Origin of the sequence: Sphingobacterium sp. 2149, assembly GCF_031455655.1 — a bacterium.
Taxonomy (GTDB): domain Bacteria; phylum Bacteroidota; class Bacteroidia; order Sphingobacteriales; family Sphingobacteriaceae; genus Sphingobacterium.
Window position 1 is genome coordinate 207419 of sequence record NZ_JAVDTD010000011.1, and the last position, 13314, is coordinate 220732.

11 protein-coding genes are annotated in these 13314 nt (G+C 38.4%); 7 read left to right on the forward strand and 4 right to left on the reverse strand.

Features of this window, described 5'->3' with window-relative positions:
* Positions 1-60: 60 nt before the first annotated feature.
* The 4 genes from J2X77_RS17105 to J2X77_RS17120 all read left to right on the forward strand — a co-directional run bounded on the left by J2X77_RS17105 (position 61) and on the right by J2X77_RS17120 (position 5649).
* Positions 61-657: an NAD(P)H-dependent oxidoreductase gene (locus J2X77_RS17105; RefSeq protein WP_209579540.1), complete on the forward strand. Its 597-nt coding sequence runs from the start codon at positions 61-63 to the stop codon at positions 655-657.
* 123 nt (positions 658-780) lie between these two features.
* Entirely contained in the window at positions 781-3747 is a 2967-nt protein-coding gene (locus J2X77_RS17110) for a response regulator (RefSeq protein ID WP_209579538.1), read from the forward strand.
* A 120-nt stretch (positions 3748-3867) separates the two neighbouring features.
* On the forward strand, positions 3868-4839 hold the full coding sequence (locus tag J2X77_RS17115; protein WP_209579536.1) for an aldo/keto reductase: 972 nt from the start codon (positions 3868-3870) through the stop codon (positions 4837-4839).
* Positions 4840-5649 (forward strand): AraC family transcriptional regulator, encoded by an 810-nt coding sequence (locus tag J2X77_RS17120; protein WP_209579534.1) that lies wholly within the window; start codon positions 4840-4842, stop codon positions 5647-5649.
* A 125-nt stretch (positions 5650-5774) separates the two neighbouring features.
* Here the strand turns inward: J2X77_RS17120 and J2X77_RS17125 are convergent, their stop codons facing one another.
* The 3 genes from J2X77_RS17125 to J2X77_RS17135 all read right to left on the reverse strand — a co-directional run bounded on the left by J2X77_RS17125 (position 5775) and on the right by J2X77_RS17135 (position 8587).
* The gene (locus tag J2X77_RS17125; RefSeq protein WP_209579531.1) at positions 5775-6212 is read right to left on the reverse strand and encodes a hypothetical protein; all 438 of its coding nucleotides are present in this window, start codon (positions 6210-6212) and stop codon (positions 5775-5777) included.
* A 305-nt stretch (positions 6213-6517) separates the two neighbouring features.
* Entirely contained in the window at positions 6518-7213 is a 696-nt protein-coding gene (locus J2X77_RS17130; protein ID WP_209579528.1) for a hypothetical protein, read from the reverse strand.
* Positions 7214-7585: 372 nt separating this feature from the next.
* On the reverse strand, positions 7586-8587 hold the full coding sequence (locus tag J2X77_RS17135; protein WP_209579526.1) for a hypothetical protein: 1002 nt from the start codon (positions 8585-8587) through the stop codon (positions 7586-7588).
* A gap of 430 nt (positions 8588-9017) precedes the next feature.
* Here J2X77_RS17135 and J2X77_RS17140 point away from each other — a divergent pair, with 430 nt between their 5' ends.
* From J2X77_RS17140 to J2X77_RS17150, 3 genes are all read left to right on the forward strand, one after another.
* Positions 9018-9818, forward strand: a complete 801-nt coding sequence (locus tag J2X77_RS17140) for an SMP-30/gluconolactonase/LRE family protein (protein WP_310081777.1) — start codon at positions 9018-9020, stop codon at positions 9816-9818.
* 236 nt (positions 9819-10054) lie between these two features.
* Positions 10055-10267: a hypothetical protein gene (locus J2X77_RS17145; RefSeq protein WP_209579523.1), complete on the forward strand. Its 213-nt coding sequence runs from the start codon at positions 10055-10057 to the stop codon at positions 10265-10267.
* A complete protein-coding gene (locus J2X77_RS17150) occupies positions 10257-10625 on the forward strand; it encodes a response regulator (protein WP_209579521.1) in 369 nt (122 codons plus the stop codon). Before J2X77_RS17145 ends, J2X77_RS17150 begins: the two co-directional genes overlap by 11 nt.
* A 244-nt stretch (positions 10626-10869) precedes the next feature.
* On the opposite strand, the gene J2X77_RS17155 is transcribed toward J2X77_RS17150, so the two are convergent.
* Positions 10870-13314 carry a glycoside hydrolase family 2 TIM barrel-domain containing protein gene (locus tag J2X77_RS17155; RefSeq protein ID WP_209579518.1) on the reverse strand — a complete coding sequence of 815 codons (2445 nt, stop codon included), beginning with the start codon at positions 13312-13314 and terminating at the stop codon, positions 10870-10872.

Below are 13314 nucleotides of genomic sequence, written 5' to 3' on the forward strand. Positions count from 1 at the left end.
CGTTAAGCCATTTTACAACCAGCGAGCCAAGTTATCCAACAGCATTTTAAGTCAAAAGAAATGAAAAAAATAGTAGTCATCAACGGACATCCCGATAACGAAAGTTTCAACGAAGCATTAGCACAGTCATATATTAAATCTTCCTTAGCAAATGGCGCTGATATACGTTACGTAGCCATAGGAGCATTAAATTTTAACCCCAATCTCCAGTTTGGTTATCGACAAAGGATGGATCTTGAACCAGATTTGGTAAAAGCATTGGAAGATATACAATGGAGCCAACACCAGGTTTGGATACATCCGCTGTGGTGGGTGGGTATGCCTGCAATTATGAAAGGCTTTATCGATCGTTTATTTCTACCAGGATTAGCTTTTAAAAGTGATAAAAATGGGATTAGTACGGGGCTGCTACGTTCAAAAACAGCAAGAATTATTACCACATCAGGCGATTTATCTTTGGATACTTATCAAGAAATTTATCATTCTTGTGGGCTCGTTCAATTGGAAAAAGGCATATTGAGATATTGTGGCGTGTCTTCCATTCAAAGTGCATTTATAGGCCCATTAAACAATATGGATAGATTTGATAGGACAAAATATTTGGAATATACAGCTTCGATGGCTTTTAATGATATGAATATAACACCCGCAACTTAGTTTACAGTTTTTTTATTAGAGATTATTATAAATCGCTGTGCATATTTGATAGTTTAAAGTACGTTTGTACCTGAGTATATAATGTTCCACTTTTTTAGTATCTTAACTGTAAACAACCATACAATGCCGAAAAAAATTATTAGAAATCTTCAGATAGGTGTAGTGCTCTCCTTGATACTGCTGATTGCGAGTTCCGTAGCATCCTATATCAGCATACGAAACCAGATGGAGAATAGAGAAAGCTTCTTAAAAAGTAAGGAATCTATCAGTTTGATAAAAGATCTTCTAAACATACTCTTAGATGCTGAGACAGGCAATCGGGGATATCAGCTTACCGGTAGGGAAAATTTTCTGGAACCTTTTAACAAAAGCAGAAAGGAGTATCCGCTGCTCGTTGCTCAAAAAGGTAGATTTCATCTCAAAGATAAACAACAAATGAATACCTTAAGTGATCTGCTACAGACTTCAGAAGCAATGATGAAAGGTTATGTCTTACTGATTGAAAATCGTAAAAAGGGGGTATTAATGACCTCAGAAGAACTGATGCAAAATAAGAGGACAATGGATAAATGTCGTATGCTCGTTAACGAATTTGTCAAATATGAGGAAATTCAGCTCGCTATAAAAAATGAAGATCTGAATACGTCTTCTAGATGGACTGTTCTATTTATCCTCTTTTCTGCAGTTGCAGCCATTGGTGTTACTATCTTCGTTTATATACAATTAAAATCCGACATTTTACGCAGAGATAAGCTCGAAAAGGATCTTTTTCGTACCAAGGAAATGCTCGAGGAAACAAGTGCGGTTGCACAAGTTGGCGGCTGGGAGGCTAATATGAAAACTGGTAAGCTCTTCTGGTCTCAAAGCACGAGGGAAATTCACAAAATCAAAAGCAATTTCCAACCAACTTTTGAGAATGCTCTTGGATTTTATGAAGGAGAAAATGAAAAACGAATAAGATATCTCTTTGACAGGGCTGTACAACAAGGAATTTCTTTTGATGAAGAACTTCAGCTTTTGCGTAATGACGGCATTACAATCTGGGTGAGAGTAAAGGGTATTCCTGAATTTGAAGATGAAATCTGCAACAGAGTTTATGGAATTATCCAGGACATCGATACCTTTAAAAAAATGTTTCTGGAAATCACGCGGAAAGAGGCGATGATGCAATCTTTTGCCACTGATGTCCCTATTCCTTTAGCGATGTTCGACAAAGTCCTTAACTATGTTGCTGTAAGTAGCAAATGGAAAGAGGAATTTGATATTCATGATGTGGATCTTATCGGTAAAAATCTCTTCAGCACATCTCCGGATATTCCTGGAGAAAGAAAGGAAATCTACAGGAATGCATTGTTAGGACAAACTTACACCGATGGAAATTTTAAATTAAAGGTGAAGGGAAAGGAAGAAATGCAGCATTACGACCTTAAAGTGGGGCCTTGGTATCTTACAAAGGACGAAGTAGGCGGCGTAATTATTTCCATACAGAATATTACTAATGCCGTGAAAATTAATGAAGAGCTAAAAAATGCGAAAGAAGCCGCAGATCTTGCCAGCAAGGCAAAATCTGAATTTCTAGCCAACATGAGTCATGAAATTCGTACCCCTTTGAATGGGGTTATTGGTTTTTCTGACCTTCTCTTGAGAACACCACTGAATGAAACACAGATGCAATATCTGAATTATATCAACGAGTCCGGTGAAAACCTGCTTGGAATTATCAATGATATATTGGATTTTTCTAAAATAGAATCCGGAAAAATGGAGCTCTCAATCGAAAAAAGCAATATTTATGATATGCTAAGCCAAGTTATAAATGTTATTCTTTATCAATCCCGGAAAAAAAATATCGAACTCTTGCTGAATGTAGAACCGGAATTGCCAAAAATGCTATCCATTGATGAAGCAAGGTTAAAGCAAATCTTAATCAACCTTTTGGGTAATTCCGTTAAATTTACAGAACAGGGAGAGATTGAATTAAAGGTAGAGAAATTACGTATAGACAATAATACCATCACTTTACGCTTTTCAGTAAGAGATACCGGAATTGGAATTCCTGCTGAGAAACAGAAATATATTTTTGATGCTTTTACCCAAGAAAACAGTTCTATTAGCAAAAGATATGGAGGCACGGGGCTCGGGCTAACCATCTCGAACAATATTTTGGGATATATGGGAAGTCATTTATCCCTAATTAGCCAAATGGGAAACGGTTCAGTGTTTTTCTTCGATATCAAGGTCCCCTATGAAATCCCCGAATGGCGAGATGAGGATGAGATAGCTATCAAAACGGCTCTAATCGTCGATGATAATGAGTCCAACAGAATCATTCTAGAACACATGCTTGCCTATAAAGATATCAAGGTTACCTTGGCTTCTAATGGAATGGAAGCGTTAGATCTCATGTTGAGAGGTGAACGGTTCGACGTGATCCTGATGGATTATCATATGCCTATTATGTCGGGATTGGAAACAATCGATAAAATAAAAGGATTGTTAAATCAGCGCAAAGAGACTACCCCATTTATACTACTCTCTGCTTCTTCAGAGGAACTGGATACGTATACATCCCGTAAAAATACTGAAAATATGTATCTATTGATGAAGCCTATAAAATCCGATGAATTATACCAAATACTTAAAAACATTGACAAAAGTAATGCAACAGAAAACATCCTGGACCATATTGGAGGACATTCACCGTTATTTGTTCTATCATCGGACGTACTATTGGTTGATGACAATCCTGTGAATATGGCCCTGAATAATAAGATAATCAGATCCTTTGCCCCTACTGTGCAACTAACAGAAGCTGTCAATGGTTTGCAGGCATTGGAAGAATGTAAGAAGAAGCAATTCTCTGTTATTATTATTGATGTACAGATGCCAATAATGAGTGGTATTGATGCAACCCGATATATTAGAATGTTGCCAGGTTATCAAGATGTACCTATCATAGGCCTAACTGCTGGAAATGTACATGGAGAAAGAGAAAATTGCCTTGAATGCGGAATGAATGACCTTCTTGCCAAACCTATACGACAGGCTGACCTTTTTGAAGTACTCAAAAAATATATAAATGTTGAGTAATTATTATTTAATAATTTTAAAATCATATCAGAACCCTACAGACAAGTAAATTGAACCGTGGAAGAAAGTGATTATGTTAAAAAATAAAGACTTTTGTCTTATTACATTAAAATCAATCAAATGTCAGAAATTACAAGAATTCAACTGGGCAAAAACGGGCCTGCGGTTTCAAAACTCGGCTTGGGTTGTATGCGGATGTCATCAATATGGGGCGGCGCTACGCCCGATGAAAAGGAGAGCATCGCTACCATCCATCAAGCGTTGGACATGGGGATCAACTTCCTGAATACCGGAGATTTTTATGGCGCAGGGCACAACGAGATGCTTATTGGTAAAGCAATTAGAGAAAGAAGGGATGATGCTTTCATCAGTGTCAAATTTGGCGCGATCTTCCATAATGGACAATGGATCGGCTTGGATCTCCGCCCTGTAGCCATTAAAAACTTTATCAATTATTCATTGACACGTCTGGGCATTGAAGCCATCGACCTATACCAGCCCAGCAGAATGGATGGCAGCGTGCCGATAGAAGACATTATTGGTACAATAGCCGACCTGATTAAAGAAGGTAAAGTACACCATATCGGCGTATCAGAAATTACCGCTGATCAACTTCGTAGAGCAAATAATGTTTACCCCATCAGTGCACTTGAAATCGCCTATTCTTTGGCCGACCGTCAGATCGAAAAGGATCTTTTGCCGGTGGCTGAAGCGTTAGGAATTAGTGTAGTGGCCTTCGCTAATACTGCCGAAGGTCTGTTAAGTGGTCAGCTAAAAGCGTCAGTTCCTATGGATGACTATCGAACCCATTTTTCCCGTTTTCAGAGCAATAACCTAATCCATAATCTTGAAAAAGTCGACATATTAAAAGAAATTGCGCATCTTAAAAATGTCACACCTGCGCAGCTTGCAATCGCATGGGTTAAAGAACAAAGCGACAATATCATGCCATTGGTGAGTATGAGCCGCAGATCAAGACTACCTGAAAATATTGCTGCTATGAAAATCGTATTTACACCCCAGGAGATGAGCCTTTTAAACAGTACATTTGCAATAGGTGCAATCAAAGGCAGTACATACTTACAAAGATAAATGGAGAGTCCAGCAGAAATACTTCCCGGCGTTATATTCTATTCTTACCTTTCTTCGGAGCGAAAAGAGAAAGCATGCTTTTGGAATCACCATACCCTAATATTGCAGGTATCAGGTCACATGCTTCTCGAAACTACTCAACAGAATATAAACATAACTGCTGGAGAAGTATTGCTAATTCATAAAAATCAACTTGGAACGTTAACCAAAACACCTGAAACAAAAGGCCATTATGAAACAATTGTTATATCCCTGCAAGAAAATCTAATGCGTCAGATTGCGCTGGAGGAAAAATTGGAAGTTAGCGGTAAATACAGCGGACCGCTGAATCTATGTCTCCCCAATAATATATATCTCACAGGCTATTTTCAATCGATTATACCCTATGCTCGAAGCTCTGGACGTGAAATGACTGATGAAATGGGACTTTTAAAAGTCAAAGAGGGACTCAAATTGATACTGATTGCAGTGCCAGCACTACGTAACTTTTTCTTTGATTTTTCGGAAAATTATAAAATAGACCTTGAAAAATTTATGCTTAACAATTTTCATTTTAATGTTCCCATCGAGAAATTTGCACAACTTACAGGAAGAAGCCTTTCAGGTTATAAAAGAGACTTTCAGAAGGCTTTTGGTATGCCGCCACGAAAGTGGCTACAGGATAAAAGATTAAACGAAGCATGGTATTTAATTGAAAAAAAGAAAAAAAAGCCCACAACTATCTATTTAGATCTTGGCTTCGAGAGCCTGTCTCATTTTTCCACTGCCTTTAAGAAAAAATTTGGAAAAGCGCCTACCCTAGTTGGCTAAAAAGCTTGTGTTGCACATGAACTTGACATCCAAAAAAGGTGGGCGATCATCCATAACTACAAAGGCTATAAAAAAATCTAAGTTTAGTTTTTTGCATAGTGCACGTACAAGATCTCCATTGATAATTATAAGATTAAACGTATGATTTTCTTTTCCTCGTCAACCGAATAATTCAATTTTCTATGAAAAAATTGCTCAAAGATCGCTGATACATCAATATAAGGATCTTCAACATCACTTACACTTCCTCCCGAGCGCCGAGACATGCCTTGATTAATGATTGTTTTTATAAATTGGGGCTTCCTTAAGGATTTTGGAGCTTCGTCGTCAGTGCTGTAAGCCAACAAAAGTTGGCCATTCTGATCAAACGCACTATTAACGGTATAGTATGAACTAGCGTCAACGTATTTTCTCTCCTCCCGACAGTAAATCTTCGATTTGTCGTAATTGATAAAGGTGACGCTCCCCTGAAAAAATGGATTGCTCGGTTTTTCAGAATTGAGTTGATAGTGTTGCTCCGCTAGTGCAGAAATAAAACATACCGTGCCTGATCCTGCCTTCAAAAACACTTTCTTATCCCTAACGAAACGTTTACTGAACGCAAAAACACCACCATTGCCGAGCTCATAGATTTTGCCATTGGATGAAATCCCAATAATATAACCTCTGGCAACAAATTCCTTTTGCTACCAACCAAAAGTTTTTCCGATAAAAAATAAGGGGATTAAAAAAGGCAACACAAGTAAAAATCGACCACTTTTTTGAAATAATATACGGTGTTGTGTTTCCTGCTTATTTTCGTCTTCCACCCCGTCGAATTTGGTAAACTTCTCTCCCATTTTCCATATGATTAGTTTAAGAAAAGTAACTACTCAACACCCTTAAAAGACATAATGACGCCAGAATATTTATCATGGTCTGCACCAATATATGACAGATCTATTCTTGATAAATCTTTATTGAGGGTAGCTTCTTTAAATAGTGGATAATTCATCTTTTCGATATGGTTATTCCAGTCTTCATCTGTTGTTGGCTTGATTGATTGCAAATCTTTCATTTCAAACATCGCGCGATCTGTCATTTTTTTTGACCGTTGGACGAAAATTGTATCTCCTTCTATCTTTAGAATTTTAATCCAACCGCCAGGCAAACCTTCGATATTATTTCCTTCAGCGTCAGTAAAAAAACTTGCTCCATAAAGTTGCCCTGCGTGTAATTGTCGAGCCGATTTCACAAGATTATCCTTTTCATTACGATATTTTTTGCCATCCAAATTTAGTTTTATACTGTAAATAATAGAGCCGACAATTGCTATTGAGGCTATCATCAAGTACCCTTTCCATAGTTTATAATAGGGAATTTTAAGCGTCTTTTTAAATTTTTTAACCTCTTCTTTTATTTCAGGTGAATAATTTCTAGCGTGGATGACCTGTCCGTTTTGATTCACTAAACGAGACATTTTTACTAAACCTCCACCAACTGGGAATCCTAAAAATTTGGTTGCAGGTGTGATGATACTAAGATTAAAATTCTGCGGTATGGCCTCATTTTTTAATGTTGCCAAGATATTTTTACTCCCTAGAACGTACTCGTAACGCGTATAAATGAAAAACATAAATTGAATAAATTATAAATACTAAAATGCCAAAATTAAGAAAAAACTTTATCTGTAACAATCCTGTATCAATTAACTTATTAATACAGAAACTAATAAATTTATTTTTTGACTAATTGAATTACGACCATGTTACTTTTTAAATACTTTAGACCGTGGTATGCTAGCCCGATGATATGCGATGAAATTGCATTTAAAAAATAATTCGCCTCATTAAAAAGGTTGCAAGCAATTGATATATTTTAAAATTCAACATAAATTCTACCCTTAATAAATTCACTGATAGGCATTTGAGCTTAATATTAACAAATCAGTGGTCAATTACTTCAGATGCGCCCTAAGGAAATTTTTTATTTCTGAAGCCACTTGACGATGTACCGATTTTCTGTCAATAGTTTCATGATCGTAGTAAAAAGTCGGTTCTTCATTAACTAAAAAGGATTTTCCTTCGTTTAAAAAAACATAATGCCCCGTTTTAACTGGAAGTACGCTATATTTCGAGCCTTTTATTACTTCACTATATTTAAGCGCATTCGATGCCAGCGGAGCAATGGAATCATCTGCGGCACCGATGATCAAAACCGAAGATTTTGTGCTTTGTTTTTCTTCCGAAAGTCCCAGTCCCAAAGCTGGAGATAAAGCTATGTTGACTTTAAATCGACTATCTTTTAAATTTTCTGGCACTTGGTTGCATGGGATTTTTTGTATGAGTTTTTGAAGATCACCCAGTTCAGGAACAACAAATTGGGTGCGATTTTTGGCTATCGATGCATTTATCTTGAGTTTATCACAATCTATTTTAACTCCAGCAAGTGCTAATGTGGTGTATCCACCTAACGAAAATCCGATTCCTGCTATTTTACTACTGTCTATGTAACTATTATAAACGGGATCATCAAGCAATGATGAAATTAGAAAACTCATATCTAGCGGCCTATCCCAATAACGTACAAAGTTTTCAGGAATTTTATTATCGAGAGTATTTCCCCAATGATCCGGAGCTATCACAAAATATCCGTCTTTAGCTAATTCAATCGCCAACCATGATAAGCTATATCGATTGCCTCCTGTCCCATGAGAAAGGACAACCAATGGATATTTTTTTTGTATAAATTCTGCATCTTTTACTGTCGGTGGTAAAACGAATGGTTGTTGCGTATCTTTAAAATTCGTATCCGTTGTTGGATACCAAATTTGGGATCTCAAAGGTCGCTCTCGAGAATGATCAGTATAAGTAACTTGCCGCTCTCCTACGTTTGTAATAGGCGTATGATAAATCATCATAAAAAGACTTAACAAAACAATACTAAATGGAATAGTCATATTTGGCACTGGTAATTTGGATCTTAACACTTGAAATAGTAAATAGAACATCTATACAACTCCCAAAGTTACCAGCGATGTTATACTTCAGTCAATGGTTATATTTAACCATATAAATAAAAATCGCTACTTTATTCAAAAAGGTTTTTCATATCGCTGCTAAAGAGACACTTTTACCGATAAATTTAAAGAATAAAAGCTATATTGTATCTGATCATTCGACCACATCAAGATATGGATTCTTTAGCAAGTATATTAATAGGACATTTCACTTTAATGGTAGCACGCTAATTGATAATAATAATTTGAAATAATAAAGTTTACTATGGGACATTCAGTTAGTTATTGCAGGTACTCTCATACGTTCTTATTCATCCTTTTCATGGTAGGGGGAATAAACACAAGAGCGCAGTTATTTAATCAAGACAGCTTGAAATTAATATCTCGGGAGTTTACATTTACAGAAGGTCCTGCTGTGGATCGGGAGGGGAATATTTATTTTACTGACCAGCCAAATAACAAAATCTGGAAATACAGCACAAATGGTGATCTTTCGTTGTTTAAAGATTCTTCAGGCCGTGCAAATGGACTTTACTTTAATCATCTGAATCAACTGCTTTCATGTTCGGATGAGAAAAACGAAATTTGGTCAATCAACATGGATGGTAAGGTTACGGTCCTGCTATCAGCTGTCGATGGAAGAAAATTGAATGGTCCCAATGACCTATGGGTGGATGAAAAAGGAGGCATTTACTTTACAGATCCCTATTATCAGCGTGATTATTGGGATAGAAAGAAACCCGAGATAGCGGGGCAAAAAGTATACTACCTTCCTTTCGGAAAAGGAAAGAAGCCAATTGTGGTGGCTGATGATCTAACTAAGCCCAACGGAATAGTCGGTTCGCCTGATGGAAGATATTTGTATGTAGCAGACATTGAACGGAATAAAACGTATAGATATGTCATTCAGTCTAAAGGTAAATTAAGTAGTCAGACAGCGGTCATAGAGCACGGTTCTGACGGACTTACCCTAGACAGCCAAGGAAATATTTACCTTACTGGAAGAGGTGTTTCTATCTATAGTCCGAAAGGTGAATTGATCGGACATATTGAGATAAATGAACCTTGGACATCGAACGTGTGTTTTGGGGGAAAAGATAGGACTGATTTATTTATTACCGCATCTACAGCAATATATTGTATTCCAATGCGCACAAAAGGAGTTAAATGAAATAACTCCAGTATCCTCAATTAAACATGTATCCATGTCGCTCAGATTCTGTTAAATTAAATCCATTTAAAAAAGTTTCCTACCACGGTTCTTAGGAGTTAAACTACTTGAATTACCCGTCATTTATACGGTCAACGGTATTAAAGGCATATGATTTGTAATTCTTCTGAAAAGTATAATTGCCTTGCAGATACTATGCTATTATAGCCTGCTATAAGGTCGTTTATCGCCCTAATATGACAAAAGACGACTCGAATATAAAGCAACTAAAGCAACAGGTTCAACCTACACAAAAGAAATTCCCAGGCTTAGCTATTGTGTTCTATACATCCAAAGAAATCATTACGAATCATCAAGGTACATTATGGATGGAAAGGGCGGTTGATGAGGGTGCTACTTTTAATTTTACATTACCTATTATGCAAAAACAAAAAATACATGGAAGCTAAACGAATAATAATTTGTGACGATGACGAGGGAATACTTGAAGTTCTCGAGCTATATTTAGAATTGGAAGGTTATGTTGTCTTCACTGTCGCCAATAGTACTCTGTTAATTGAGCAGATAGAAATGCATTCACCTGATTTGCTCCTGCTTGACCTTTGGATGCCTTTGTTGTCTGGCGATCAGGTGATAAGCCTGATTCGCGAAAACGGTAAAATAATGGATTTGCCTATTATAGTACTTTCCGCTAGTGTTGATGGCGCCACCATAGCCAATGAAAATGGAGCAAATGGCTTTATAGCAAAACCTTTTGATCTAGATGACATTAAAGCGAATATCGATAGAATGATTAACAAGGAATAGACAAAATATATCCTAAATTTTTTTTTGCGCACAGCATCTCCTGTACACCACATACTGTGCCGAATCTCGCACAAATGCTTCTAGAGCAGGATAAAGGTATTTGTGTAAATGCTGTCGCTCCAGGACCTGTATGGACGTAATTTAACGCACTGAAAGTATGATTTATTCAGACAGTGCGTTAATAGTTGTTGATTATATTCACATTTTTTCAATAGCAGTTGTTGGTGTTAAGTTGAATTATAATTCACTCACTCATCAACACTACTTCATCAGCCAAAAGCCCCTTGCTTTTGGCTCGAAGGATGATTTTACCTTTTTCTTTGCTTTTTATCATGACCAAAGCTTTACCGTTGAATGCCCTTCGGGCTGTTGATTGAAAACTAGTTAAGTCGGCTGTATTACCATTATCAGTGACTATAACCGTTGTGTTGGCAGAATCTGTCATAAATTCTATTTCATCAGCTGCATCCGGAACAATAGTATCATATTGATCAACAATAAAAGCCTGCACAAAGAATAGTTCATCACTGCCGTTTTTCGCGATCGAAGTTTCTGCCATTAGTTTGATTCGATATGCTCTCTCCGCAGTATGTACTGCCCTGCTGATTACCTTCTTGTTTCCAAGGTACGATACCGCTTCGAGCTTACCAGGGTCAAATTCCACTCCTTTAAATACAAGGTCGTACCGATCTGGATCTTCGGACTGTTCTCCTATTTTTCTATCGTTTAGATAAAGCTCTACCCGATCAGCCTGATTAAAATAGACCACCACGTCAACTCGGTCGCCTTTTTTCCAGTTCCAATGTGGTAATACATGTAAAACCGGTTTTTCTGTCCACACACTTTGATACAGGTAGTAGACATCCTTCGGAAATCCAGCTAGATCCACAATACCAAAGTACGAACTTCGCGCTGGCCAAGTGTATGGTGTGGGTTCACCGAGATAATCAAAACCCGTCCACACATACATGCCTGCAATATGGCTGTACTTCTCCATTAGCCGCAAACTCGTCTGATGGCTTGATCCCCAAGGCGTGAATACATTGTCGTAAGCCGATATGCTCCTGTCCCTGTTGCCCCCATCAAAAGGGATATCCCATCTCTCGGGCCACATACGAATGGAATCGTAAGGAACCAAATCATATTTCCCGCGGCTTTCCAATGCCGAGGTGCTTTCCGTTACGATAAACTTTTTCCCGGGATGATCCTGTGGGAAGCTCGCCCATTTGTTATGGTTGTAATTATAGCCAACTAAATCCACCGCCGTGCTCATGAGTACCGGATTGGCTTTGGAAAGCTCATTATTGGCAATGGTGGTCGGGCGTGTGCCATCCAGGCTATCGACGATTGCGGCCAACGATATTGGAATAGCGGTACCATCAGCTTTGGAATGCCACTGCTCCTGTGCTTCATTGCCCAGACACCAGATAAACAGCGACGGATGATTCCGGTCCCGTTTGATATGATCCGCGAAGTCCCGCTTGTACCATTGGTCCCAGTATAAATGATAGTCATAGGGATTTTTACGGCCTTTCCAAACATCGAATGTTTCACTCATCACGACGAAACCCAAGCTATCGCAAAGGTCCAAAAACGCTGGGGCCGAGGGATTGTGTGATGTGCGTATCCCATTCACCCCCATTGCTTTCATTATGCGGAGCTGACGTAATGCTGCAGACCGATTAAATGCCATGCCTAGTGCGCCGAGGTCACTATGTAAACAGACCCCTCGGATTTTAAGCTGTCTTCCATTCAGTATAAAGCCCTGCTGCTGATCGAATCTAAAATGGCGTAAGCCAAATTTGGTATGCTGTTCATCCAGCACCTGACCATCCACAATGAGCTGCATTTTTGCTGTATATTGATAGGGCTTTTCAATATCCCATAAGACAGGATTTTCGACGACTATCTGCTCACCGATGGGATGTAGACCTGCTTTGACAGCATTCAAAGTTGTACGTTTGCTTGCGATAACAGCACCTTGAGCGGAAAGAATCGCTGTCAGCAATGTTATCTTTTTTGATTCTTTACGGCTGTGCTCAATTTTCAGGGAAAGATCCACGACAGCACGTTTTTCGCTGAGCTGCTCAGCCCTTATGAAGGTGCTGTTCGTTCCTATACTGACTGGATTCCGGCTGATTAGTTTGACATCCCGATAGATCCCCGACCCTGAATAGAAACGCGAGTTGGGCTGATTCTTATTATTCACTTTGACGGAGAGCAGGTTGTCTCTACCATCCCAGTATAAATAAGGGGAAAGCTCATATTCAAATCCGATATAACCATTGGGTCTTTTTCCTAAGAAATGCCCGTTGATCCAGACTTCACTGTTTTCGTATATACCTTCAAATGCGACAAATATCCGCTGGCCCCGCTCGGTGCTAGACAGCTTAAAAGATTTTTGATACCAGCCTACGCCACCATCGAGGTAAGCAGCCCCGCTGCCTGCGGGACTGTTTTCTCTAAATGGCATTTCGATGCTCCAGTCGTGCGGCAGATCGAGCTTTCGCCAGCTTTCTCCTTTTCGTCCATCGCTATATTGCTGGTTGCTATCCAGTTTAAACCACCAGCTCCCATTAAAATCAATAACCTTTCTGGACTGCCCAATCACGGAACCCGTGAGCGTCAATAATAGCAACAATATACCTATTAATCTGCTATACCCCATGTCAAATAATTGCTTCAACAT